This is a genomic window from Alkalimonas sp. NCh-2 (genome assembly GCF_039631345.1).
Lineage (GTDB): Bacteria > Pseudomonadota > Gammaproteobacteria > Enterobacterales > Alteromonadaceae > Alkalimonas > Alkalimonas mucilaginosa.
Genome location: NZ_JBDIUV010000002.1, coordinates 672898 through 695994, shown reverse-complemented (window position 1 = coordinate 695994; position 23097 = coordinate 672898). Strand labels below are relative to the sequence as shown.

Genomic DNA, 23097 nt, shown 5'->3' with positions numbered 1-23097 from the left:
GATGCAACAGAAAAGCTTTCAGCTAAGCAGCCTGGCACAGGCACATTTGCGTGCAATTAGAGATTACACCCTAACAAATTTCTCTGAATCACAGTGGCTAAAATACAAAGCAACTCTGCTGTCTGGCTTTCAAATGTTGGCCGATAATCCTGAACTGGGGCGCAGTTGCAACGACATCTACCCCAATGGATTCTATTTCCCGATTGGCAAACATACCACCTACTTCACAAAAGAAGACGGCTTTATTCTGATCGTGGCCGTATTAGGGCAACCACAACTGCCACAAAAGCACCTGCCATAGCATGACAGTGACTCTGCGGTAACTAAGACGACAAGGAAGCCCTCTTAGCTTTTACTGTGGCAGGTATGCTACCGCTCACTCAACCGGCTTTTGGTGCTGCAACAACCAATCGTAGAGATCCTGACCGGCATACACCTGGCGCCAGGCGTCATGTTCTGCCTGCTCTAACATACTAAAGCGGACGTTGTAATGGCCCAGTTGGCGCAGGGTTTCAATACCGGGATAAAAGTAATCTTTATTTATGGCTGAATCCCGCCCGGCGGCGAATACCCAAAGCGGGGTTTGTGCTTGTGCGATAGGCGGCATTAAATCCGGGTGGCCCCAACCCACTACCGGTGCAACCGCAGCAAATAACTGCGGGTGCTGGCTGGCCATAAACCAACTGCCAAAGCCACCATAACTGATGCCGGTTAAGTAAAGGTGCGTAGGATCGGTGTGGAACTTCGCCTGCACCTGTTGCAGGATCAGCAGTAGATCTAGTTCTGCGGTTTCCCAGCCATCTGGCAGCAGTGCCGGCACTGTGCTCATATCCGTCACAGCGGCTGCTGGAGCAATAGGTGCGCTGGATGGAAAACTATCCGGCCGCGGCGGTACGCCATCCGTCAGACGCTGTGGAATATCCGCCGGTGAACGGTTTGCAATGTAAGGCAACTGCCCCATATCAAACATAGGCAGCTGCGGCACCACGATAATAAACGGCAGCTCGCGCTTTTGCACCCAGGCTTCATACAAAGGGCCATGAATTAAGGTGTAATCCAACTCATCCAGGCCATTCCCCCGTTCGCCATTGCCGTGTAAAAACAGTAACACTGGCCACTGTTTGTCACTTTCTTGCTGGTAACCAACCGGTAAATAGACAAAGTACTGCCGTGGCAGATTATCAATACTGCTTTGATAATCAAGCCGCAGCAGCTTAGCGTCACTTTCAAGCTGACGCTGAGCCGGGACGCGACTATCGCACGCAACGAGCACCATAAGCACTATGGCCAACACACCTGCAGCTAATTGCTGTTTCATCATCACTCCGCGACAAAAAGACCTGAATCAGGCTGTTCGTAAGATTTTTTCCATCTTACGGCCTTTGGCCAGTTCGTCCACCAGTTTGTCCAGGTATCTGACTTGCCTGGTTAAGGTGGTCTCGATGTCTTCAATGCGATAGCCGCAAATGGTGCCAGTGATCAGGCTGGCATTCGGGTTGAGTTTGGCTTTAGCAAAGAATTGCTCAAAGGTGGCCTCACTCTCAATCAGGCGCTCCAGGTCTTTGTCATCAAAGCCGGTCAGCCAGGCAATGACCTGATGCAGCTCTGCCAGAGTTCGCCCTTTCTTTGCAACTTTGCTGACATAGTGCGGGTAGACCGAGCTAAAAGTCATCCGCGCCATGCGCTCGTCATGTTCTTGAGTAGTGGTCACAGGAAGCCCCCATATTCAAATGCATCTGGACCATTGTTGACCGATTTGGCCTTGCTATCAACCGCGAAATGCAGCCTCAATGGCAGCGATATCGATTTTCTTCATCGTCATCATCGCATTAAAAGCCCGTTTGGCGGCGGCACGATCGGTGCTGGTGTAGGCTTGGGTCAGTGCCACTGGCGTAATTTGCCAGGAAATACCCCATTTGTCCTTGCACCAACCACACTCGACCTCCTGGCCGCCATTGCCCACAATGGCACTCCAGTAACGATCTGTCTCTTGCTGATCCTCGGTAGCAAGTTGAAAAGAAAAAGCTTCACTGTGCTTCACGCCAGGTCCGCCATTCATCCCAAGGCAGGCAACCCCGAGTACAGTGAACTCGACGGTGAGCACATCCCCTTCTTTCCCCGCAGGGTAATCACCGGGCGCACGGTGCACCGCCTTGATGCTCGAATCCGGGAAGGTCTCAGTATAAAAACGTGCGGCTTCTTCGGCATCGTTATCGTACCAAAGGCAAATGGTATTCTTGGCAAGGGTGGTCATGATCCGTTCTCCTGTCTGTGCTATTGCCCTAAGTGGCAATTATAGTCGGCTGAGCTGGCCCGGATTCGACAGGGATGCTAACTAAAAGGACAATCTATAATGCTGATGAACTGCGTAACGTCAATAATTTAGCGGCAAAGCCAATAAAGACAACCCCAGTAACCGATTTTAGTGCTTTGGAAAATTAGCTGGCACACTTGGCCACTGGGTATTGTCTGATCTGCTTGCTAAGCAATGGGCGAGTCGCGATCCGGACTCACGCATTATTCGCTTCAGTAGCAAAGGCTTGGCTGCATTTCGTAGTCGTTACACCATGCCTTAAAACAGCACAAGTGCTGCAAACTATTGGGCAGCTAATCGTTACACTTTAATAGCTTACAGCATCTGCCGGATGTCATCTGATACCTCAATACAACGCCAGATTCAGTGCGATACCACTTAACAAAATAGCGACAGCGCCATCAAACAGCTGCCAGCGTCTGGCAGAGTTCAGCCAGATTTTCAGCTTCGGTGCCAGCGCGGTTAACGAAGAAAACCACACCAGCGAAGCGGTACAGGCGCCAAGCATAAACCAGAGCGGTGTCGCCTGTTGATTAGCGACGCCGCCGATTAAAAACACCGTATCCAGATACACATGCGGATTCAGCAAAGTAATAGCCAGCGCCGTTACTGCGGTTTTGCTGTTGCTCATCACTTGGGCAGCCGTATCGGCCTGCAAGCTGTTGCCACCGCGCCAGGCACGGCGCGCTGCGTGCCAGGCCAGCCATACTAATAACGCCACACCCAACCAGGTGAGCAACGGCACCAATGGCGGTACCAGTTGCTGCATGTGATGCACCGCAAATACCCCCAGTACAATTAACAGGCTGTCGCATACAATACAGACGGCTGCGATGATCAACCGGTTTGCCCCAGCCATGCTTTGACTTAATACCCAGATATTTTGCGCACCTATAGCCACAATTAAACTTATGCCAACACCAAACCCCAGTAAAAACGTCATGTTGCCCCCATGCAATGAAACCTGCGCCAAAAAACCTGGGCAAAACATACCCTTTGCCACTACCATTAATCCAACGAATTATTTTATATCTTAATGAATTAAATTCATGATTGATTACCGTCTATTGCAAGCACTCTCCGCCGTAGTGGAACAAGCTGGCTTTGAGCGGGCAGCAAAACAGCTGTTCCTGACCCAGTCTGCTGTTAGCCATCGCATCAAGCAACTGGAGGCCATTGTGGGCCAGCCGGTGTTACTGCGCACCGCGCCACCAGTAGCCACCCCGATGGGACAACGTTTGCTGAATCATCTGCAGCAGGTACGGCAAATGGAGGCATCACTGGGGTTAGAGGCGACCAGCGTGACCACAGTGCGACTGGCGGTAAATGCCGACTCGCTGGCAACCTGGCTGCCAGCTGCGCTGGTTATGCCGGACTACCCTGAGCTGTGCTTTGATTTTGTGGTGGAAGATCAGTCGGTCGGTTTAAAACGAATGAAACAAGGCGATGTCATGGCCTGCCTGTGCGCCAGTAGCCAGGCAGTCAATGGCGCCAGGGTGCAAGCGCTGGGCGCCCTTCGTTATCGGGCAGTCGCCAGCCCGGCCTTTATTCAACGTTACCAGCTCGATAAAGATTTACTGACCCAACTGCCCAAGGCCCCTTGCCTGGTGTTTAACCAGGATGATCAGTTGCAACATCAGTTCTTGCTGGATATCTGCGGCCAGCCACCGCAAAAAACGCATTTATGCCCATCGTCGGAAGGCTTTTTGCGTGCCACGCTGGCAGGTTTAGGCTTTGGTTTGCTGCCAGAGCTGCAAATGCAGACCTTGCTGGAAAGTAAGCAATTGGTTGATATAACGCCAGATTACCAGTTGGATACACCGCTCTACTGGCATTACTGGCAAAACGAAAGTCCTTTAATGGCGCAATTGCGCCAGCAAATTACAGCTACTGCACGGCAACAGCTCAATACTGAGCGACTCTGACTTGTGAGCGATTTTAACCCCCAAAGTTGACGGCTTCTGTCCTTGCCCCTTCCCTCCACTGGCTTACTATGAAAGCCTACGACAAGGTAAGGATCCTGTGATGACTGTACAACAACGACAACAATACAGCACGATTCCATTTCGCCTCGGTGTATTACCGCTGGCACTATGCAGTGCACTGAGCTCACATTTAACCAATGCCGAGGAAGCAAACACAGAGCAAGCAGCCAGCCGCAGTATCGAAGTTATCGAAGTAACGGCGACCCGGCAAACCGAAAACCTGCAGCGAGTGCCGATTGCCGTTACCGCTTTATCCAGCACCGAGCTGGAGCAGTACCAAATTCAAAACCTGGGCCAACTGGAGGCCCTGGTACCCAACCTGAACCTGCATGTCGGCGATGCCGCCAATGCGGTGGTCTATATTCGTGGTGTCGGCCAGCTGGACTCGATTTCCTTTAATGATCCCGGAGTTGGCATTTACCTGGATGATGTCTATCTGGGCCGGGTGCAAGGCGCTTTTCTGGATGTGGTCGACCCGCAACAAATTGAAGTGCTGCGCGGTCCGCAGGGAACTCTGTACGGCCGCAACACCATCGGCGGCGCGGTGAAATTTACCAGCGCCCGCCCCAGTGACATCCCGGAAGGCTATCTCAGCCTGATGGCAGGCAACTTTAATCAACGAGGCGTAAAAGCCAGTCTGACCGGCCCGCTGCTCGAAGAGCAACTAGCCGGTCGCTTTGCCATTGCCAAAAACAGCCGCGATGGCTTTAGTTTTAACCAACATACCGGCCAGCATGATTACGACAAAGACTCGCTTACCTGGCGTGGCAGTCTGCTTTACACCCCAACCGATGATTTATCAGCCTATCTGGTGCTGGATGGTTCTAACCAGAACCCGGATTTTTCCCGCACCCCGCATCGGCTAACGCCGATTTACTCAATCCCAACAGGGGATTTCTTGCCGGTGGGCGATGATCCCTTGGTGGTCAATGCCAACTTTAATGACCGTGAAGAATTGCGCACCAAAGGGGCAGCCCTGACACTGGATTATCAGTTGCAGCAATCTACCCTCAAGTCCATTACGGCGTACCGGGAAATGACCTACCGTACGCATCTGGACCTTGATGGCACACCCGATGCCAGTTTTGGTATCTACAGCTACGAAGATCAGGATCAGCTTAGCCAGGAACTGCAGTGGCTGTACCGCAGCGAGCGCTTATCGCTGGTATCCGGGCTATTTTACTTTAAAGAGAACTCCTGGAGCCTTGGTGGTGCCATTGCGCCGGACTTTTTTGTGCCGCTAGGTGATGGCATTTTCTTTCCATTTCCGGTGATTAGTGCTGGTTTGCGCGATCAAACCAATACCAGCTATGCTATTTACAGCAACCTGACCCTACAGCTGAACGAACCACTCAGCATGACACTGGGTGCCCGCTGGACCAGCGAGAAAAAGCAGGTTAGCAATCGCGGTGAAGAGTTTGCCGGTACCGGCATTGATACCCCGCAAGGCATGCAAGCCGTATTTGGTACGGGTATTGGCCATAGCCTGACTGGTTACGATGCCAGCCAAAGCTGGAATGATTTCTCCCCACGCGCCGTACTGAACTACCAATACTCCCCCCAAACCATGCTGTACAGCAACATCAGCAAAGGCTTTAAAAGCGGTGGTTTCAATGGCCGCTTAACCTCGTTTGCCCAGCCCTACGATCCGGAAACCCTGTGGAGTTATGAAGTCGGTTCCAAGTCGATGTTACTTAGCCAGCAAGTGCGGCTAAATTCGGCTTTATTCTACAACGATTACAAAAACTTCCAGCTCAGTCGTTTTTCGATTGATCCGGATACGGGGGCCTTTTTATCGCTGTTTGAAAACGCCGGCAAAGCCAGTACCTATGGTGCCGAGCTGGAACTGCAGGCTTTGCTTAGCGACAGCTTAACGCTGAACCTGAATCTGGGCTACCTGGCCGGTGGCTACGATGAACTGCTGGGCGATTTTGAGCAGGAAATCAGCGATGAGCGGGAGCTGGTGAATGCACCGCGCTGGAATGGCCGGCTGGGGCTGGATTACTGGTTTGATTTAGGCAGCCACGGCAGCCTGTCGCTCAATGCTGGTGTCAGTATCAAAAGCAAAACCTATCTGACCGTCAGTAGCAGTGATGTACTGGCACAGCCCGGCTTCGCTCTGTACGATCTGTATCTTAGCTGGCAGAGCCAGAATGAGCAATGGCAACTGAATCTGTTTGGCAAAAACCTGACCGATAAACGCTATCGCCAGCATGGCTTTGATTTAAGTGCCTCACCGGGGGTACAACTGGGTTATTACGGCGATCCCCGCACCTTTGGCCTGCAACTAACTTACAGGTATTTCTAATGAGCATGGATCAAGCAACTGCAGCCCTTCTTGAGCAATTTAACCAACAGGCGGCAGAGCTGCAGCCGCATAAGCCAACCATCGAAGCTTCGCGTGCTGGCGCGCGGGCCATGTTTTTATCACTGGCCGGTGACAGCGACCCAGGCTGCCGGGTTGAGACGCTGCAGTTGGCCGCCACCAACCATTTAGTCCCAGCCCGGTTGTATCAGCCGCAGCAGTTGCAGGTGCCGGATGCCATCGTATTGTTTTTACACGGCGGTGGCTGGAGCCTTGGCGATCTGGATTGTTACGATGCGTTGGTCCGCTCACTGTGCCAGCAAAGCGGTGTGCGTTTTTTAAGTGTGGAGTACCGGTTAGCACCAGATCACCCCTACCCGGCGGGGCTAGACGATGCAAGTCTTGCTCTGCGCTGGTTGCATCATCAAGCGGCTGAGCTCGGCATTTCGGCCACTAAAATTGCCGTGATGGGCGACAGTGCCGGTGGCAACCTGGCGCTGGCACTCAGCATAAGGGCCAGCCGCAGTCTGCACCTGCCCATTGCAGCCCAGTATCTGATTTATCCGGTACTGGATGTACACAGCCCACACGATGCCTACCCATCCCGGCTGCAATTTGGCAATGGCGATTATCTGCTGGCACGGTCTGCCATTGACGATACCCGAAACTGGTATCTTACGGATAATGAGCGCAGCGATAACCCGGAAATCTCGCCCTTATTGCAGTCCCAACTGGACGATCTGCCCCCAACCTCTTTGTTGCTGGCCAACTTCGATCCATTGCTGGATGAAGGAAAAGTACTGGCAGAGCGGCTGCAAGCGCTTGGCTTACTACAGCGGCTGGATAGCTACGATAGCATCCATGCTTTTGTCTCTTTCGGCATCTTACCTATTTCACAGCACGCCAGAAGCCAGCTGGCAAAGCAACTGCGTGAGGATTTGCTGGCTATTGTCTAGGGATAGGATCCTGCACTTTGGTACTGTTGCCAGCTGAGCCAAGTTATGCTTTAGTCATTACAGGATTAAGCAGCGGCAAACAATGATGGCAACAGAGCATGTGACCAAAGACAGCTGGCAGATGTTATCTGAGATGATGGCAGCGCATGATGTCCGCATAGATGCGCTGATTGAGCAAACAGCGCCTGGGGATACAGGCAGCCCTGCCAGTATGTTGCGCTTGCTGGAGCGTTTTGCCATCGAAGTACAGGATGAGTCGCTGCACTTGTCGGAGCGGCCACTAATGCCGGGGACTAATGACTATGTGCTGTCCAGCCTTTGCCACTGCACCACAATTCAGCAGGCATTGCAGCAACTGGCGAATGCGTATAATTTTATTCATGCGGGCAACTACAATCAGCTGGAATGCAACGAGCGGCACTTGATTTACCGCATTGATGATCGCTGTTTTCCCTATACCGCCGATGCCCGCCAGTACATTGCTTTTAACCTGGATATGGTACTGGTGTTTATTCATGGGGTGATCACCACTTTGGCAGGCTCTGCGGTGCCTTTATTGAAGATCAAAAGTCGGAATCAAGCGGCCAGCCAATCCCCCTTGCCTGCCACCTTTACCGAAACGGCACTGAGCTTTTCCGCCAGCTGTTTTGAGCTGCACTACCCGGCAGAGTTGGCAACACGAGCCATTCAGCGACCTGACGGCCAAATCCTGAACTCTGCCTTGGTTTACAGCGAATTGCAGCGCCTTGGCACGGAGCCTTTCGAGCAGAGCGCGACCAACTTTCCGCTTAAAGTCAGATTGGCTTTGGAATCCGGTTTACGCGATCAGGCCAGTGTAGCCCGCACCTTAGGCTGCAGTGTGGCCACGCTGCGCCGGCGCCTGACAGCGCACCGAACAAGCTTTCGCCAGTACAAAGAGCAGTTATTAAACCAGGAAGCTAAGTTGCTGCTGATGCAGCAACTAACCTTGGAAGATATTGCCCATAAGCTGTCTTTTTCCGACGCCCGCAGCTTTAAGCGCGCCTTTCGCAGCTGGAATGGCATTAGCCCACGGCAGTACGCTGAGCGGAAAAGCTGATGGCTGGCAGGGGCTAGCCGTACGGCAAGCTAGCCACCAAACATCTCTTTCGCCCGGCGTTCCAGCTCTGGCTCTGATACATCTTCGATATGGGTCGAGAACATCCAGCTATGACCAAACGGATCCTGCAAACAGGCCATGCGGTCGCCATAAAACTGATCGGCTGGCGGCATGGTTAAGGTCGCACCAGCAGCAACCGCTTGCTCCACCAAGGCATCAACATCCTTCACATAAATCATCACGCCAACCGGAGTGCCATCTAACATCGATGGGCTTTTGGTGCCCCAGTCATCGTTTTGTTCGCTCAGCATAAACAGCGCCTGCCCTACCCGCATTTCAGCATGCATCACACCCCCGCCCGGCATCTCCATTTTTACGATCAACTTGGCACCAAAGGCCTTTTGATAAAAGCCGATGGCATCGGCAGCGTTTTTAATGGTCAGATACGGAATGGCTCCGCTGTAGCCTTCTGGTATTGCTTGAACTTGCGACATAACCCTTCTCCTTGTTGCTTAGGCCCGTCATCATCATCCGGGCATTTGTATTCACCAGGACAGCAACCAACTCTGGTATGGGACATGGCTATCCTGAACTTCAGGATGGCGCAAACTTGGCAAAGACTTCAGCCTCGGTCAAATCCTTGGTTTGCTCACGGAAATTGTAAAAATCCGGCTTTTGATCAATAAAGATTTGCTCCGTCAGGGCCATGCCTGCTTCATCCTGAAACAAGCCAGCAGGCAGAATGTATTCGTTAGCATCCAGCAAATGGTAATACAAATGAGTGCCGCAACGACGGCAAAATCCGCGATTGGCCCATTCGGAAGACGAATAATCGGTGACAAACTCCCGGCCTTCAAATTGAACATCCTGGCCGCAATGCACGGCAAACAAAGGCCCACCGCCCCAGCGGCGACAGATACCGCAGTGGCAGACACTGACCTGATGTTGCTCCTTGGCGGTTACTTTCACGGAACCACATAAACACTGTGCTTGCATCAAAACCTCCTTGCGTAGGAGCCTTTACTATAAAAGGAAAATCCAGCGGCTGCTGGATTTTTTTGTGACAAGTTTTTACCAGCTCAGGGAGCTTTGGCGGCTGGCTTCACCCAGGCTCGAAGAGCCAGGATCCAGCTAAAGTCTGCGCCGGCTCGTTGTGCTCCCTGATGACAGTTCATGCAACTGTCGTACTGATGGTAGGTTTCCATCGTCACATGGAGCAGCCGGCAAGGACGGAACCTTGCACCAGCTTGATTAGGCCCGGATACAGAGCAAAAGAACACCGCATCCAGGAGCAGAGTTTAGTGAATACGCAGTGAGAAAACGCCTTGGCCTGCGCCATAGGCCATCACCTGGATCCGATAGTCTCCGGCAGGAAAGGTTTCATGGATCAATGAGTTGGTACCGATGCCACCATCATCATCCGAGAAGCGGATCCCGGCCCCTTGCACTTCCAGTACGGTATCAAAAGAGTCAGAGTCCAGAGCAATCCGCAGTCGTCGTTCCTGTTGCAGGCTAAAGCTGTACTCAACGACTTCACTCTGCTGCATCATCCCCTGCACTCGTTGCCCCACTTCCAGTTCACCACCTTGCTGCAAATCCTGCATCGTATTGAGCTGCTGCAGCCGAAGTTGGTACTGGCCAAAGCCATGCTCTTCGACACTGTATGAGGTTGAAGCACCCAACTGATAAACCCCGGGTTGCAGCATCAATACAAGGCGAGCATTCAAACCATCTCCACCGTCATCATCGGTCTGGTTTAGTCCCAAACCAGTCAGTGTCAGGTAGCTATCCAGCTTGGAACTGCTCATATCAAATTGATACATGCCGAACTGCTCTATCGTAACCTCGTACTGGTTTACTGAGCCAGTAAGATAACCGGTCACTTCCTGGTTTACCTCCAGGCTCCTTTCGCTCATTACCTCCAGCCATTCCGTTTCCAGCCGAAAAGGCCCATAGGCACTGGCAGAGGCACCACTGACAACCAGTGTTAAAGGTGTTTGACGACTGGTTTCATCAATCAAGACATAAAGCTCATCCAGGACGCTGTTTTGAATGATTTCATGGTCTGCATTCAATAGCGTCAAGTGGCCTTCAAGAGCCCCATGCTGCTGGATGCGCAACAAACCAGCTTGAGCTGGCAGAAATCTGAATGCCTGGTAACGTGAACCATCTTTTAAATTGATGGCACTAGCCTGAGTTAACTCTCCACGGCTAGTACTTCCAAGCTCCAGAGTTGTCAGGCTATGCTGTGAAGCGCCAGTTTGCGGGCCCACCCTATCCAACTGCTTCAATGCAACAGCACCAGCGACCCCACCAAGAATGAAACTAACAACAATAGCCAATGTATTTACTTTCACTTGTATCTCCGAATGAAAAAACTGCATTTAAAGCAAGCTTCAGTGCAGCATTCTATGCTGATTTATCAGTTATTGAGACAAAAATTTCTTACTTAATGAATAAGCTGCCCCCAATCAGAGTAAGACGAACTCTAAGATGAGCTAACAGCGCTTTTAACGGGTGTTTTTTACCACCAAAGTCCCTGCCAGCTTATCGTGCCATCCCTGCTTCTTTTTATCAAAACCCACCCAGATAATACCAAGCAACAGCGGGATACTGGCAAGGTAATACCCCAGATAGCGCAGCACCAATCGACCGGTGGGAACGTGCTGGCCGGTGCTGGCGTCTACCACTTTAAGACCCAGCAGCATTTTTCCTGGGGTTGCCGATTTATAAACCCAAAATAAAACCACAGCGATGGCTGGGAATACATAGTTTAACATCAGGCCCCAGCCTCTTAGCTCGTATGCATCTGCCAACCAGTACTCTTTGCCGTAAATAAGGGTAATGATCGGTAAAATCACCAGCATAAACAGCACACTGTCAATCAAAGCAGCACCCACCCGAACCCAAAAACCAGCGTATTCCACATCCTTCATTTCGTACTCCTGTAAAATAGTGCGCTAAGCAACAACGATAATGTCACTGATTTCCCTAATAAAGCCCCGCTAATGAACGAGCGCGTGCATTGTCTAGAGAACACCAGCAACACCTTAAAAGACTTTATTCCCTTACTCATGAATAATACTGCAGCTAGCGGCTTAGCTCATCAACCACTTGCAAGGCAGGGTAATGCTGCTGCAGAAAATGCAATAGCCGGTTGTTCTCCAAAAAATCGGCCTGGGTGACCTGCAACACTACTGGCAGATACCCTGCTTGTTTAATACTTACTCGATGGCAGGAACGCTGGCTCACTTCATAGTGCATGTACTCTGTATCAGCCAGCTTGAACTCCACACCCAACAAACTGATAGTGCCTTGCTGCACCTTGGCTGCATAAGGTTTAAAAGCACCTCTTGGCCACTGCTCAATCACCACGGTCACTACCGCAAGCAACGCAAAAAAAAGCAATTGCTGCAGCATAGGCCTGCCAACCATATCCGCCAGATAATACGCCAGTGCCGCCCCCAAAAAAGTGCGGTAAAGCACCACATACAACCAGGGGGTGGGCAATTTTTTTAGTTTAGGCAGAGTATCCATTCAATTATCTTTCTCCGTTGAGAGCACAGGTTGTAATCCAAGCACTGCGGGGCTATGGTCCAGCATGGCGATATCGCCATCACGATAAAAAACTGGCCAGAGCCCCGGGAGCAATAGTGATGAGAAAAACTGACAGCCTAAGTTCACTCATCAGGCTGCAACATCATTCATAAATCCAAGGATGACAGGAACAAAAATCGCAAATGTGGCATTGCAATTTTCCTGTGAAGTTGCTTGTTCCAGGTTGTGCTTCTGCAATATCAAGCTATAAGCCAAGCGCTCTAATGGATCAGTTACCTGCGTCTCAACCTCTTTTTTCAAGGCCGCTACAAGCAATGGGTTGTTACCTTCAGACAGATAATTTGTAGTATGTAATAGCCTGATAGCATCCAAATAATGCTGTTTCGTTGATAGAAAATCGTCCTTATTGAACTCTGGGCTCTGACTGGCACGAAGCGTATCAAACACATCCATCATTACATCCTGGATCTGGTCGTTAATCGAAGCGGGAAGATCTATAGTTTTCATATGCTATATCCATACTGGCGGGCAACAACCGGAGTATGCCTGGTGGTGGTTATCAGACTTGTGTATGCATAGACTGTAGATACACTAAGTCCAGAATCCTGAAAGATGCGAGTCTACCCTCACAATAAAATGTAAATCAAGGAATTTCCTGCATTCATCAATGTTACTACAAAGTACCAGAAATAAAACGATGGGTTATTGGGGCAACTCGAAACTAGCAAATATAGATTTGTTAAGGTCTAAAGCCATCTTCTACGCTTTTACAAAAAAGTCCCGGCGTGGTGTCCGGGACTTTGTCTGTTTCAGCTCGAAAAGAAAGCGGTTGGCTTTAGTCGACGTGACATGGCTTTAATTGCCATACCCGGTCGACATAATCCTGAATGGAGCGATCCGAGGTAAACTTGCCAACACAGGCGGTATTCATAATGGCTTTTTTCGCCCAGCCTGCTTTGTCACGATACCAGCCATCAATTTGCTGCTGTGCAGCCTGGTAGGCTTCAAAGTCGGCTAGCACCAGATAGGGATCGCCCCCCTCCAGCAAGCTGTGTTTAATAGCGGAAAGCTCCCCCGGCTTGCCTGGCGTGAAGTAATCGGTTTCTAACCAGTCCAGCACTGCTTTGATTTCCGGGTTGTTGTGGTAGTAATCACGGCTGTGGTAACCACTGCGATGCAGGTCTTTGACTTCATCCACGGTTAAGCCAAAGATAGCAATGTTGTCCGCTCCGACTTCCTCGGCAATCTCAATGTTGGCACCATCTAAAGTGCCTACCGTAATGGCGCCGTTGAGTGCCAGCTTCATATTACCGGTACCGGAAGCTTCCTTACCGGCAGTGGAGATTTGCTCCGACACATCGGCCGCCGGGATCATTTTCTCAGCCAGAGTCACGCGGTAATTCGGCATAAAGACTACTTTGATGCGATCTTTCACCCGTTTGTCATGGTTGATTTTCTCTGCCACCTTATTGATGGCATAGATGATCTCTTTCGCCAGTTTGTAGCCCGGCGCAGCCTTGGCACCAAAGATAAAGACCCGTGGTACCATGTCGTAATCCGGGTTTTGCAAAATACGGCGGTACAACGCCAGAATATGCAACAGATTCAGATGCTGACGCTTGTACTCATGCAGCCGTTTGATCTGAATATCAAAGATAGCCGCCGGATCCACTGCAACTCCGGTCAGCTCATTGATAACTTTGGCCAAATCGGCCTTATTTTGCTGCTTGATGGCCATGAAATCATCCTGCACTTTCACATCATCGGCATAGGCAGCCAACTTGGACAGTTGCTTAAGATCCGTTGGCCATTCGGTGCCAACCAGTCGATCCAGCATGGATGACAACCGCGGGTTGCAAGCTTTAAGCCAGCGCCGTGGTGTTACGCCATTGGTGACATTGGTGAACTTGTCCGGCCACAGAGCGACCATTTCCGGAAACAGATCAGACTGCACCAGTTTGGAATGCACTTCGGCTACCCCATTGACCCGGAAGGAGCCAACCACCGACAAATGCCCCATCCGCACCATCGGCTCATGGCCTTCTTCGATGATCGAGAGTTTGCGCTTTTTGTCGTTATCACCCGGCCAGCGTACATCCACCTGCTCCAGCAGAAAACGGCGGTTGATTTCGTAGATAATTTCCAAATGGCGTGGCAGTACTTTTTCAAACATCCGTACCGACCAGCTTTCCAGCGCCTCCGGTAACAGGGTATGGTTGGTGTAAGCAAACACCTGCTGGCAGATAGCCCAGGCTTCGTCCCACACCATATCAGCGCGATCCACCAAAATACGCATCAATTCCGGTATCGCCACTGCCGGGTGAGTATCGTTCAACTGGATCACCACCTGCTGCGGAAACTGGCTCCAATCATCGCCGTGAGCTCGTTTGTAGCGGCGGATCATGTCTTTTAGTGAACAGGAGCAAAAGAAATACTGTTGGATCAGTCGTAACTCTTTGCCTGCTTCGGTTTCATCGTTCGGATACAGCACTTTGGAAATGGTTTCCGCTTCGATGTTCTCGCGCGATGCATCGACATAACCGCCCGAGTTGAACACGTCCCAGTTAAAGAAGTCACTGGCCCGGCTTTCCCACAAACGCAATACGTTGACCGAGCTACCGTGGTAACCAACCACCGGGATATCCCAGGGAACACCTTTGATAATGCGGCCAGGGTGCCAGACTTTTTTCATCCGCCCTTGCAAGTCGTATACAGTTTCAACATAGCCGTACACCGAAACTTCCTGCACCGACTCTGGCCGGCAGATCTCCCATGGATTGCCGTATTCGCGCCAGCTGTCTGGCCGCTCAATTTGTCGTCCAGCCTGAAATTCCTGCTGAAACAGGCCATGCTCATAATGAATGCCATAACCGACGGCCGGCAGATTCATGGTCGCCAACGAATCAATAAAGCATGCAGCCAGGCGGCCCAGGCCTCCATTGCCAAGTGCCATATCTTCTTCTTGCTCTTCCAGCTCAGTAATATCATGGCCAAGTTCGGCCAGCGCCTGCTTGGCTGACTGATACAATCCAAGGTTATGCAGATTGTTGCTGAACAAGCGACCCATCAAATATTCCAGGCTGAAATAATGCACCGCCCTGGTGTCTTGTTCGTAGTGTTCGCGCTGGGTAGTGCGCAAACCATCAAACACGGACTCATTGACAGCCGCACAGGTTGCCCGCCACCAGGCTTGCGGGCTGGCTTTGTTTAAGTCTGTGCCCAGGGTCGCATGCAGATGACGGACGATACGCTCTTTTAGTTGTTCAGCAGTTAGCGGCTGCGCTGCCGTAGTCGGTTTGTTGGAGGTAGTTTTGTTAGTCATTGCCAATCCTGTTGGTTAGAAGCTCACCGGTCGTGCACTACTCCGGCAGATAAATGCATTCTGCCGGGGTCTTGCTAAGCTTAGCTTGTCGCCAAGCTCAGACAAGTGAAAGATTTCCTGCTATTAAATGTAAAAAGATTACAAAAAACAAGGCAGGAATACGTTTGCAGTGGCATTGACAATAAATTATCGTAAGAATATTACACTATTTAGCGCTTTTACTCCTTAATAGTGGCAAACACGGCCTCGACGAAGGCTTGGGCATCAGCTTCCAACCGGGCCATATGTTTGGCATCGACAAAGCTCTCCAAATAAATTTTGTAGGTATTTTCAGTACCTGATGGTCGGGCTGCGAACCAGCCATTTTTAGTGACGACTTTCACCCCGCCGATCCCTGCCCGATTGCCAGGGGCTTTGGTCATGACTGCCAAAATTGCATCACCGGCCAGTTCAGTTTGCGTAACACTGCTCGCATCCAGTTGTTTCAACGCTTGCTTTTGCGCCGGACTGGCGACGGCATCCAACCGCCGATACAGTGGATTACCCAACTCTTTGGTCAGTGCCTGATATTGCAGATAAGGGTCAACACCGGTCTTGGCCAACATTTCGGCTGCAAGCAGCCCCAAAATAAAGCCATCTTTGTCGGTACTCCAAGCTGAGCCATCAAAGCGCAGGAAGCTGGCACCAGCACTTTCCTCACCTCCAAAAGCAACGGTGCCAGAGGCCAGCCCGTCCACAAACCACTTAAAACCAACCGGCACCTCATACAAGCTGCGGCCACGTGCTGCCACGACCCTATCAATCAATGCACTGGACACCAGTGTTTTACCGATGAGAAGCCCGGCCGGCCAGTCGGGTCTGTTGCTAAGCAGATAATTAATAGCAACTGCCAGGTAGTGATTCGGATTCATCAGGCCGCCACTGCGGGTGACGATGCCATGGCGGTCAAAATCCGGATCATTGCCAATGGCAATATCGTATTGATCTTTCAATTGAATGAGCTGGCTCATCGCATAGGCCGATGAGCAGTCCATGCGGATCACGCCATCTTTATCCAGTGGCATAAAACCAAAGGCCGGATCGACCTTCTCATTGACCACCGTTAAATCCAACCCATACCGCCTGGCAATGACCGGCCAGTAATCAATACCTGAGCCGCCCAAAGGATCGACCGCAATGCGGATACCAGCTTTGGCAATAGCCGCCATATCCACCACTTGCTGCAAATCCTCCACATAGGGCTCAATGTAATCGATGGCTTCACACAAAGGTGATGCCAGTGCCTGCTCCAAGGGGATACGTTTCACACCATGAAGATTGGCCGCCATCAACTGATTGGCGCGGCGCTGAATAATGTCCGTCACATCGCTATCGGCTGGGCCACCGTGCGGTGGATTGTATTTGATGCCACCATCTTGCGGTGGATTATGCGATGGGGTGATGACCAGGCCATCGGCGTGCTCTGAATGCGTTTTGTTGTAGCAAATAATCGCGTGCGATATCACCGGCGTTGGAGTAAAACCTTGCCCTTGCTGAATGCGTACCTGCACCCCATTGGCAATCAGCACCTGCAGCACAGAGGCAAAGGCTGGCTCCGATAAAGCGTGTGTGTCTTTGCCGACAAAGAGCGGGCCAGTAATCCCTGCCTGCTGGCGATACTCGGCAACCGCCTGACTGATAGCCAGTAAATGCGGTTCATTAAACGCATGGGCTAATGCACTACCACGATGGCCTGAGGTTCCAAAGCTCACTTGCTGCAGCGGATTGGCAGCATCGGGCTTAAGTTCATAATAGCTGCTGATCAATTGGCACACATTGATCAACTGGTCCTTGCTGGCTACCTGGCCGGCCTTCGGGTGAACTGACATGGCACTTTCCTTATAATAAGTCGCGAATTTGTTCTGCTTCCGTTTCACTGTAACCCAGCTTGAGCGCCGCTTCGGTTAACATCATTTTTTTCCGGGTGGTATTGGAGTTGCTGATCACCCAAAAGTCACTATCTGGAATAGCTTTGGGGTTGGTGCTGCTGCCCGACTGCAACAGCTCACTGTCGCTGCGGCCAAAATACTGCCGATCGCGGCCTTTAATTTCCAGCACCTTGGCAAATTGTTTCGGATGGGTTTTAGCCAAGGCCGATAAAATCAGCAAAAAGCGGCCAACAATGCTCGACTCGGCCTGCAAATCCTGGCGGTTGATACGATCAAATACCGAGCCGGTGATCTCCTGGCTCGCCGGTTTCTTCCCGGTTTTATCCGTTTTCCCTACGGCAGGAGCCTCTGCCTCCACCACCGGCACAGCCGCCTCAGCCGAGCCTAACAGCAAGCGGCGCAGGATCTGGGAAGCACTTTCCCCGATTTGCTGGGTTTGACTGGCAATGTACTGGTACAACTCTTCATCTATTTCAATGGTTTTCATGCATTACGCCTGTTGCGGAAACTATCGGTATGTTCGGTCTGGCAGCATTATATAAAGCCACCCTGGCAGATGCCAGCCTGTATCGACTGCTTGCTCGTTTCTGCTACCATATACCAGAAAATGAACCAGCCCAATAATCCGGGCATAAAAGTTACAGGATGGTCATGAAACTTTTCACAGAGCAGCGCGGTAGTGGCCCTTATCTGGTGCTGTTGCATGGTCTTTTTGGCAGCCAGGACAATTTGGCAGGCATTGCCCGCGCCGCAGAGTCTGATTTCACGGTGCTGAGCATGGATTTACCAAACCATGGCCGCTCGCCCCACACAGATGCCATGAACTACCGCCAGATGGCGCAGGCGGTGCTGGACAGCCTGCCAGACGATGCCGACAGCTTTTATCTGCTTGGCCACTCCATGGGCGGCAAAACCGCCATGCAACTGGCGCTAATAGCACCACAGCGGGTTAAGGCTTTGCTAGTGGCCGATATTGCTCCGGTCGCCTACGAAGCCCGGCACAACCAGATTATCGAAGCCATGCAGGCTGTTGAGCTTGCCAAGCTGCAGACACGGCAGGATGCAGATAAGCAGTTGGCGCGCTCCATTGCTGAGCCAGGAGTACGGCAGTTTCTGCTGAAAAACTTACTTAAAACAGGCGAACAATTTAGCTGGCGCTGCAACCTGGCCGTCATAGCGAAACGCTATCACGAAGTGCAAGCCGCTCCTAAAGGAGAGCCCTACACCGGCCCGGTGCTTTTTATAAAAGGTGCCAACTCCGATTACATCCTGCCAGAGCACCAGGGCGCAATACAAGCCCTGTTTCCGCAGGCCAAAGCAAAAATCATCCATGGTGCAGGCCATTGGCTGCATGCAGAAAAGCCAGCTGCCTTCCATAAAATCGTGTTGGATTTTTTACACGGCCAGGCAAACTGAAAGCTCGTTTTTTATGCCATGAATTTGTGATAAAACAAGAAAAGACCAGGCATTTTATGCTATAGTGCGTCGGTTTTTTTCTGGCTGTGTGCACATTATGGGTTACGATATTGAGTTGTACGAATCTTTGGCACTCTGGGTTGGTCTGGCCGTGTTGTTTTTCTTTATCGGCATGGCCATTCAGGATGTGTTAAAACGTGGACAAGTGCCGATGTTCGGCCGCGTTTTTGTTTGGATCGTCCTTTTTACCGGTTGCGCCGGCTTTATCGCCAAAGGCATTATTCAGTTTATTTACGAAACACAAGGGCTGGGTTGATGGCCAAAAGCAGTACTGACCGCACCACGCCGGATTTATTCGCGCAGGAAAAGCGCCCCGGTCGCCCCAGAACCAACCTGCTGCCACGGCAGGAACAGTTAAAGTTTAACAAACGCAATCAGGTGAAACGCGATCGGGAAAAAGGCTTGAAGCGTATTGAGTTTAAAGTACCGGACGAGTTGTATCAGCAGCTCTCTGTAGCAGCAGATAAAGCGCAACTTACCCGAAGCGCTTATCTGGAGCAGGTTTTAACCACGATTTTAATTAAGTAAAAGGCATCGTTCAATGGCAACTGTAGGTATTTTTTTCGGCAGTGATACCGGCAACACGGAGCACATCGCCAAAATGATCCAGAAAGAGCTGGGTAAGCAATTGGTCGAAGTGCGGGATATTGCCAAAAGCAGCAAAGAAGACATCGCCAACTTTGATTTGTTATTGCTGGGTATTCCAACCTGGTACTACGGCGAAGCGCAATGCGACTGGGATGACTTCTTCCCTGAACTGGAAGCTATCGACTTCACTGACAAACTGGTGGCCATTTTTGGCTGTGGCGATCAGGAAGATTATGCCGAGTACTTCCTGGATGCCATGGGCACTTTGCGAGACATTATTGAGCCAAAAGGCGCCATCATCGTTGGCTTGTGGCCAACCGAAGGGTACGATTTTGTAGCGTCAAAAGCCTTAGCAGACGACTCTCATTTTGTGGGTCTGGGCATTGATGAAGACCGTCAGCCCGAGCTCACTGAACAACGCGTCAAAACCTGGTGCAAACAGGTGTACGACGAAATGTGCTTAAAAGAGCTGGAAGGCTTGTAATCACAAAATAAAGAGGGTGTGCCAGCCATACCCTCATTTTAGAGGCTTTTCTTCCCGCTTGGCGGCAGACAACGACGTGGCCTCTTTTTGCTCAGCCTCCTCATGCAAAGCCCCTTCTCCATCCTGCAGACCTTTTTTAAAGCTTTTAATGCCCGTTGCCAAATCGGACATCAATTGCGGTATTTTCCCACGACCAAACAGCAGCAAAAATAACACCACCACCAGTAACAGTTGCCAGAAACTAAGCGCCATCACGACCTCCTCCCGTTGATATGCAGCCATCAGCATGGCGCAACATTGTGACGGGAAAATGTCATTCAACAAACGTCCTTAAAAAAGCAGGCATGCCACCGCGTTACTGACACAGAAAAGTCACATTGCTTTGTTAGTTTCTGTGCATCAATACTTACTTTGAGACCGTTATGTTTGACCTCAGTTGGATGGAACTGGTGTTTCTGGCAATCTTGGCTTTGATTGTGGTAGGACCAAAAGATTTGCCCAGACTGGCGCGTGGGCTGGGCCACATCTGGGGTAAAGGACGACGACTTTATCTGGATTTGCAACGTAAGTTGCACCGGCTGGAAACGGAAATGGAGCTGGCAAAAGGAGAGGATCCAACCAAACAACCCAGCTATTACGATTTATTGCCCGAGCATATTCGCCAGGCAATGGAGCGCCCCGAGCCCAGTCGCGATCCAGCAGAGAATCAGCGTGTTGAACAGCAGTATCAACAAGCCATGGCTGATATTAAGCAACAACTTGCACAAAACACTAAGCCGCGGGGTGACCATGAAAAATGATGCATTGGATTTATCCCGCGCCCCCTTGCTTAGCCACTTACTTGAGCTACGCAGCCGGTTGCTGCTTTGCCTGGGGTTGTTCGTGCTCACCTTTATTGGTTGCTACCTGGTATCCGAGCACATCTACAATTTCCTGCTGCAACCTTTGGTCAATAGCTTTGATGATCTCAACGACCGCCGAATGATTTTTACCGGTCTGCATGAAGCCTTCATCACTCAATTAAAAGTCGCACTCTTTGCAGCAACCCTTTGCACCTTACCGCTGGCACTACTGCAATTATGGCGTTTTCTTGCTCCTGCCCTGTATCAGCATGAACGCCTTTCCATGCTTATGCTGCTTCTTAGCACACCTGTGTTATTTCTGGCCGGGGCTGCTCTGGCGTATTACCTGGTATTTCCGCTCGCCTGGGAGTTTTTCCTCAGCTTCGAAACACCTGCCACCGAGCAACGCATAGCCGTACAGCTAGAAGCCAGAGTAAGTGAGTACCTCAGTCTGGTGATGCGACTGGTATTAGCCTTTGGCATTAGTTTTGAGCTGCCAATCCTGTTATTCCTGCTGGCAAAAACCGGTATTGTCAGCGCCAAAAGTCTGGCTGAAAACCGCCGCTATGCCGTTGTTGCAACCTTTGCGGTGGCCGCTATTATCACGCCACCAGACTTGATCTCACAAATCGCCCTGGGTACGCCAGTGCTCTTGCTATATGAGTTATCCATTGTACTGATTCGACTGGAGCAGCGCAGGCAAGAGAGTTTGCAGCGGAAAACCTCGACGTCACACAATAGCCATACCAGCTAAATGAAACATTCATGCCCGCATCATATCATTGTCATTCACTCTGCTTACTTTATCGACTGTGCAGCTGAGCCTTCGCACAATCACAACAACAAACAACGGAGTAAGCAATGGACAACCAGACGATGATCGTAAATGCCGAGCATGCTGCTGCTCAGCCTATCTTAAACCGCCGTGACTTTGTCAAAGGCAGTGCTCTTGGCGCTGCCGCTATCTCTTTCGGTGCCCTTGCCAGTGGTAATGGCGCAACCTTTAGTAAAGATTATGGCCCGCTAGCCCCGGTTGACGACGAAGTCACCGGCCTGCCACTGCTGCAGCTGCCAGCTGGCTTTCGCTACTTATCTTATGGCTGGCAAGGCCAGACTATGCTGGATCGCACTCCGACACCAGGCCTGCATGACGGCATGGCAGTTGTGATGAGCCAGGGCAACAGCATATCACTGGTGCGTAATCATGAAGTAAGAGGCTCTGGTACTGCAGTTCCTTCACCTGCGGTGTACAACCCATCGGCACCGGGTGGTACCAGCAACTTGTTGTTTGATCCTATTGCAGGCCGCTGGCTGGGCTCGTATATGAGCATCAGTGGCACCTCAACCAATTGCGCTGGTGGTTTAACGCCATGGGGAACCTGGCTGACCTGCGAAGAAACCACAACCACCATCAACGGCATACCACATGGCTGGATCTTTGAGGTGCCTGGTTTTGGTCTGGCCAAACCGGTGCCACTCAAAGCCATGGGTCGTCGTGCCCATGAAGCTACAGCAACCGATCCTGTTACCGGCTATGTATACATGACCGAAGATGCAGGATCGTCATCCGGTTTCTACCGTTACAGGCCTTTTGTCTATGGCAATCTGGCCGCCGGAGGCATACTGGAAATGCTGAAGGTATCTGATATTTACAATGCCGACTTGCGTGCAAACTATCCAAATGGCACCAGTTGGCAAGCTGAATGGGTGGTGATCGATGAGCCTGAGTCCATCAATCCGCGAAATTATACTCAGGGATTTGCCAAAGGAGCGGCCCGTTTTGCCCGCTTGGAAGGCGCCTGGTACGACACCGGCTTGATTTACTTTGACTCCACCAGCGGTGGCGCTATTGGACGTGGTCAGATCTTTGCTTTTGATCCGCGCCGAAACAGCCTCACCATGGTATTCCAAACAACCAATGAACTGACACATCCGGTATCCCCTGATAACCTTGCGGTTAGCCCACGTGGTGGCATTATCATTTGTGAAGACCGCAGCGGTTCACTGCAACGTCTGATGGGGCTGACACCAAGCGGTAACGTATTCGAGTTCGCCCGCAACAATACGGTATTAAGTGCATCAGACATTGCCGCAGTAGACAGCATTTACCCGGGTGTAGCTAGCCGTATGAACCCGGGCAATTACCGTAGCTCCGAGATGGCTGGTGTTTGCTTTCACGATCGTTGGATGTTTGTCAATATCCAGACCCCAGGCATCACCTTCGCTATTACTGGTCCATGGAACGATGGTATTTTGTAAAA

At 51.1% G+C, this 23097-nt stretch carries 27 protein-coding genes; 12 read left to right on the top strand and 15 right to left on the bottom strand.

The window, feature by feature from the left end; translation table 11 throughout:
* Position 1 precedes the first annotated feature (1 nt).
* A complete protein-coding gene (locus ABC502_RS08620; protein WP_345915576.1) occupies positions 2-301 on the top strand; it encodes a type II toxin-antitoxin system RelE/ParE family toxin in 300 nt (99 codons plus the stop codon).
* Positions 302-376: 75 nt separating this feature from the next.
* On the opposite strand, the gene ABC502_RS08615 is transcribed toward ABC502_RS08620, so the two are convergent.
* The 4 genes from ABC502_RS08615 to ABC502_RS08600 form a co-directional block, all read right to left on the bottom strand.
* Positions 377-1318: an alpha/beta hydrolase-fold protein gene (locus ABC502_RS08615; RefSeq protein ID WP_345915575.1), complete on the bottom strand. Its 942-nt coding sequence runs from the start codon at positions 1316-1318 to the stop codon at positions 377-379.
* Positions 1319-1345: 27 nt separating this feature from the next.
* Positions 1346-1711, bottom strand: coding sequence for a DUF2200 domain-containing protein (locus ABC502_RS08610; protein WP_345915574.1), 366 nt, complete (start codon positions 1709-1711; stop codon positions 1346-1348).
* Between the two features lie 57 nt (positions 1712-1768).
* Positions 1769-2254, bottom strand: coding sequence for a VOC family protein (locus ABC502_RS08605; RefSeq protein WP_345915573.1), 486 nt, complete (start codon positions 2252-2254; stop codon positions 1769-1771).
* A 406-nt stretch (positions 2255-2660) separates the two neighbouring features.
* Complete coding sequence (locus ABC502_RS08600; protein ID WP_345915572.1) at positions 2661-3257, bottom strand: LysE family transporter; 597 nt, start codon at positions 3255-3257, stop codon at positions 2661-2663.
* Between the two features lie 106 nt (positions 3258-3363).
* Between ABC502_RS08600 and ABC502_RS08595 the strand changes: the two genes are divergently transcribed.
* The 4 genes from ABC502_RS08595 (at position 3364) to ABC502_RS08580 (ending at position 8638) form a co-directional block, all read left to right on the top strand.
* On the top strand, positions 3364-4239 hold the full coding sequence (locus tag ABC502_RS08595) for a LysR family transcriptional regulator ArgP (protein WP_345915571.1): 876 nt from the start codon (positions 3364-3366) through the stop codon (positions 4237-4239).
* 100 nt (positions 4240-4339) lie between these two features.
* On the top strand, positions 4340-6607 hold the full coding sequence (locus ABC502_RS08590) for a TonB-dependent receptor (RefSeq protein ID WP_345915570.1): 2268 nt from the start codon (positions 4340-4342) through the stop codon (positions 6605-6607).
* Positions 6607-7560 (top strand): alpha/beta hydrolase, encoded by a 954-nt coding sequence (locus ABC502_RS08585; RefSeq protein WP_345915569.1) that lies wholly within the window; start codon positions 6607-6609, stop codon positions 7558-7560. Before ABC502_RS08590 ends, ABC502_RS08585 begins: the two co-directional genes overlap by 1 nt.
* Before the next feature lie 82 nt (positions 7561-7642).
* Entirely contained in the window at positions 7643-8638 is a 996-nt protein-coding gene (locus tag ABC502_RS08580; RefSeq protein WP_345915568.1) for a helix-turn-helix domain-containing protein, read from the top strand.
* Between the two features lie 29 nt (positions 8639-8667).
* Here the strand turns inward: ABC502_RS08580 and ABC502_RS08575 are convergent, their stop codons facing one another.
* The 10 genes from ABC502_RS08575 to seqA all read right to left on the bottom strand — a co-directional run bounded on the left by ABC502_RS08575 (position 8668) and on the right by seqA (position 17933).
* Entirely contained in the window at positions 8668-9132 is a 465-nt protein-coding gene (locus ABC502_RS08575; RefSeq protein ID WP_345915567.1) for a VOC family protein, read from the bottom strand.
* 100 nt (positions 9133-9232) lie between these two features.
* Positions 9233-9634 carry a GFA family protein gene (locus ABC502_RS08570; RefSeq protein WP_345915566.1) on the bottom strand — a complete coding sequence of 134 codons (402 nt, stop codon included), beginning with the start codon at positions 9632-9634 and terminating at the stop codon, positions 9233-9235.
* Positions 9635-9717: 83 nt separating this feature from the next.
* Entirely contained in the window at positions 9718-9849 is a 132-nt protein-coding gene (locus ABC502_RS08565; protein ID WP_345915565.1) for a hypothetical protein, read from the bottom strand.
* Positions 9850-9936: 87 nt separating this feature from the next.
* A complete protein-coding gene (locus ABC502_RS08560) occupies positions 9937-10995 on the bottom strand; it encodes a hypothetical protein (RefSeq protein WP_330088471.1) in 1059 nt (352 codons plus the stop codon).
* 153 nt (positions 10996-11148) lie between these two features.
* Positions 11149-11574, bottom strand: a complete 426-nt coding sequence (locus ABC502_RS08555) for an RDD family protein (protein ID WP_330088472.1) — start codon at positions 11572-11574, stop codon at positions 11149-11151.
* 154 nt (positions 11575-11728) lie between these two features.
* On the bottom strand, positions 11729-12175 hold the full coding sequence (locus tag ABC502_RS08550) for a hypothetical protein (RefSeq protein WP_345915564.1): 447 nt from the start codon (positions 12173-12175) through the stop codon (positions 11729-11731).
* Between the two features lie 150 nt (positions 12176-12325).
* Positions 12326-12703, bottom strand: coding sequence for a hypothetical protein (locus tag ABC502_RS08545; RefSeq protein ID WP_330088474.1), 378 nt, complete (start codon positions 12701-12703; stop codon positions 12326-12328).
* A gap of 328 nt (positions 12704-13031) precedes the next feature.
* Positions 13032-15518 carry a glycogen/starch/alpha-glucan phosphorylase gene (locus tag ABC502_RS08540; protein WP_345915563.1) on the bottom strand — a complete coding sequence of 829 codons (2487 nt, stop codon included), beginning with the start codon at positions 15516-15518 and terminating at the stop codon, positions 13032-13034.
* 218 nt (positions 15519-15736) lie between these two features.
* Positions 15737-17386, bottom strand: a complete 1650-nt coding sequence (pgm, locus tag ABC502_RS08535) for a phosphoglucomutase (alpha-D-glucose-1,6-bisphosphate-dependent) (protein ID WP_345915562.1) — start codon at positions 17384-17386, stop codon at positions 15737-15739.
* Positions 17387-17396: 10 nt separating this feature from the next.
* Entirely contained in the window at positions 17397-17933 is a 537-nt protein-coding gene (gene seqA / locus ABC502_RS08530) for a replication initiation negative regulator SeqA (RefSeq protein WP_345915561.1), read from the bottom strand.
* A 164-nt stretch (positions 17934-18097) separates the two neighbouring features.
* On the opposite strand from seqA, the gene ABC502_RS08525 reads away from it, so the two are divergent.
* The 4 genes from ABC502_RS08525 (at position 18098) to fldA (ending at position 19994) form a co-directional block, all read left to right on the top strand.
* Positions 18098-18862 (top strand): alpha/beta fold hydrolase, encoded by a 765-nt coding sequence (locus ABC502_RS08525; RefSeq protein ID WP_330088478.1) that lies wholly within the window; start codon positions 18098-18100, stop codon positions 18860-18862.
* 97 nt (positions 18863-18959) lie between these two features.
* On the top strand, positions 18960-19178 hold the full coding sequence (locus tag ABC502_RS08520) for a DUF2788 domain-containing protein (protein ID WP_330088479.1): 219 nt from the start codon (positions 18960-18962) through the stop codon (positions 19176-19178).
* Positions 19178-19450: a LexA regulated protein gene (gene ybfE / locus ABC502_RS08515; protein ID WP_330088480.1), complete on the top strand. Its 273-nt coding sequence runs from the start codon at positions 19178-19180 to the stop codon at positions 19448-19450. The genes ABC502_RS08520 and ybfE overlap by 1 nt, the downstream gene beginning before the upstream one ends.
* Positions 19451-19463: 13 nt before the next feature.
* On the top strand, positions 19464-19994 hold the full coding sequence (gene fldA, locus ABC502_RS08510; protein ID WP_330088481.1) for a flavodoxin FldA: 531 nt from the start codon (positions 19464-19466) through the stop codon (positions 19992-19994).
* Positions 19995-20027: 33 nt separating this feature from the next.
* Here fldA and tatA read toward each other — a convergent pair whose 3' ends face one another.
* Positions 20028-20246, bottom strand: coding sequence for a twin-arginine translocase TatA/TatE family subunit (gene tatA / locus ABC502_RS08505; RefSeq protein ID WP_330088570.1), 219 nt, complete (start codon positions 20244-20246; stop codon positions 20028-20030).
* A 170-nt stretch (positions 20247-20416) separates the two neighbouring features.
* On the opposite strand from tatA, the gene ABC502_RS08500 reads away from it, so the two are divergent.
* From ABC502_RS08500 to ABC502_RS08490, 3 genes are all read left to right on the top strand, one after another.
* Positions 20417-20794 carry a twin-arginine translocase TatA/TatE family subunit gene (locus ABC502_RS08500; RefSeq protein WP_330088482.1) on the top strand — a complete coding sequence of 126 codons (378 nt, stop codon included), beginning with the start codon at positions 20417-20419 and terminating at the stop codon, positions 20792-20794.
* Entirely contained in the window at positions 20784-21590 is an 807-nt protein-coding gene (gene tatC / locus ABC502_RS08495; protein WP_330088483.1) for a twin-arginine translocase subunit TatC, read from the top strand. The genes ABC502_RS08500 and tatC overlap by 11 nt, the downstream gene beginning before the upstream one ends.
* Positions 21591-21697: 107 nt before the next feature.
* Positions 21698-23095: an alkaline phosphatase PhoX gene (locus tag ABC502_RS08490; protein ID WP_330088484.1), complete on the top strand. Its 1398-nt coding sequence runs from the start codon at positions 21698-21700 to the stop codon at positions 23093-23095.
* Positions 23096-23097: the final 2 nt, after the last annotated feature.

Bases quoted from the DNA above. Each gene is read 5' to 3' on its own strand.
- ABC502_RS08545 (WP_330088474.1), bottom strand. From the start codon at position 12,703: ATGAAAACTATAGATCTTCCCGCTTCGATTAACGACCAGATCCAGGAT.
- ABC502_RS08595 (WP_345915571.1), top strand. From the start codon at position 3,364: ATGATTGATTACCGTCTATTGCAAGCACTCTCCGCCGTAGTGGAACAA.
- fldA (WP_330088481.1), top strand. From the start codon at position 19,464: ATGGCAACTGTAGGTATTTTTTTCGGCAGTGATACCGGCAACACGGAG.
- ABC502_RS08490 (WP_330088484.1), top strand. From the start codon at position 21,698: ATGGACAACCAGACGATGATCGTAAATGCCGAGCATGCTGCTGCTCAG.
- ABC502_RS08525 (WP_330088478.1), top strand. From the start codon at position 18,098: ATGAAACTTTTCACAGAGCAGCGCGGTAGTGGCCCTTATCTGGTGCTG.
- ABC502_RS08580 (WP_345915568.1), top strand. From the start codon at position 7,643: ATGATGGCAACAGAGCATGTGACCAAAGACAGCTGGCAGATGTTATCT.
- ABC502_RS08620 (WP_345915576.1), top strand. From the start codon at position 2: ATGCAACAGAAAAGCTTTCAGCTAAGCAGCCTGGCACAGGCACATTTG.
- ABC502_RS08585 (WP_345915569.1), top strand. From the start codon at position 6,607: ATGAGCATGGATCAAGCAACTGCAGCCCTTCTTGAGCAATTTAACCAA.
- ABC502_RS08590 (WP_345915570.1), top strand. From the start codon at position 4,340: ATGACTGTACAACAACGACAACAATACAGCACGATTCCATTTCGCCTC.
- ABC502_RS08550 (WP_345915564.1), bottom strand. From the start codon at position 12,175: ATGGATACTCTGCCTAAACTAAAAAAATTGCCCACCCCCTGGTTGTAT.
- ABC502_RS08615 (WP_345915575.1), bottom strand. From the start codon at position 1,318: ATGAAACAGCAATTAGCTGCAGGTGTGTTGGCCATAGTGCTTATGGTG.
- seqA (WP_345915561.1), bottom strand. From the start codon at position 17,933: ATGAAAACCATTGAAATAGATGAAGAGTTGTACCAGTACATTGCCAGT.
- ABC502_RS08520 (WP_330088479.1), top strand. From the start codon at position 18,960: ATGGGTTACGATATTGAGTTGTACGAATCTTTGGCACTCTGGGTTGGT.
- tatA (WP_330088570.1), bottom strand. From the start codon at position 20,246: ATGGCGCTTAGTTTCTGGCAACTGTTACTGGTGGTGGTGTTATTTTTG.
- ABC502_RS08570 (WP_345915566.1), bottom strand. From the start codon at position 9,634: ATGCAAGCACAGTGTTTATGTGGTTCCGTGAAAGTAACCGCCAAGGAG.
- ABC502_RS08600 (WP_345915572.1), bottom strand. From the start codon at position 3,257: ATGACGTTTTTACTGGGGTTTGGTGTTGGCATAAGTTTAATTGTGGCT.
- ABC502_RS08575 (WP_345915567.1), bottom strand. From the start codon at position 9,132: ATGTCGCAAGTTCAAGCAATACCAGAAGGCTACAGCGGAGCCATTCCG.
- ABC502_RS08540 (WP_345915563.1), bottom strand. From the start codon at position 15,518: ATGACTAACAAAACTACCTCCAACAAACCGACTACGGCAGCGCAGCCG.
- ABC502_RS08605 (WP_345915573.1), bottom strand. From the start codon at position 2,254: ATGACCACCCTTGCCAAGAATACCATTTGCCTTTGGTACGATAACGAT.
- ABC502_RS08500 (WP_330088482.1), top strand. From the start codon at position 20,417: ATGTTTGACCTCAGTTGGATGGAACTGGTGTTTCTGGCAATCTTGGCT.
- ybfE (WP_330088480.1), top strand. From the start codon at position 19,178: ATGGCCAAAAGCAGTACTGACCGCACCACGCCGGATTTATTCGCGCAG.
- ABC502_RS08555 (WP_330088472.1), bottom strand. From the start codon at position 11,574: ATGAAGGATGTGGAATACGCTGGTTTTTGGGTTCGGGTGGGTGCTGCT.
- tatC (WP_330088483.1), top strand. From the start codon at position 20,784: ATGAAAAATGATGCATTGGATTTATCCCGCGCCCCCTTGCTTAGCCAC.
- pgm (WP_345915562.1), bottom strand. From the start codon at position 17,386: ATGTCAGTTCACCCGAAGGCCGGCCAGGTAGCCAGCAAGGACCAGTTG.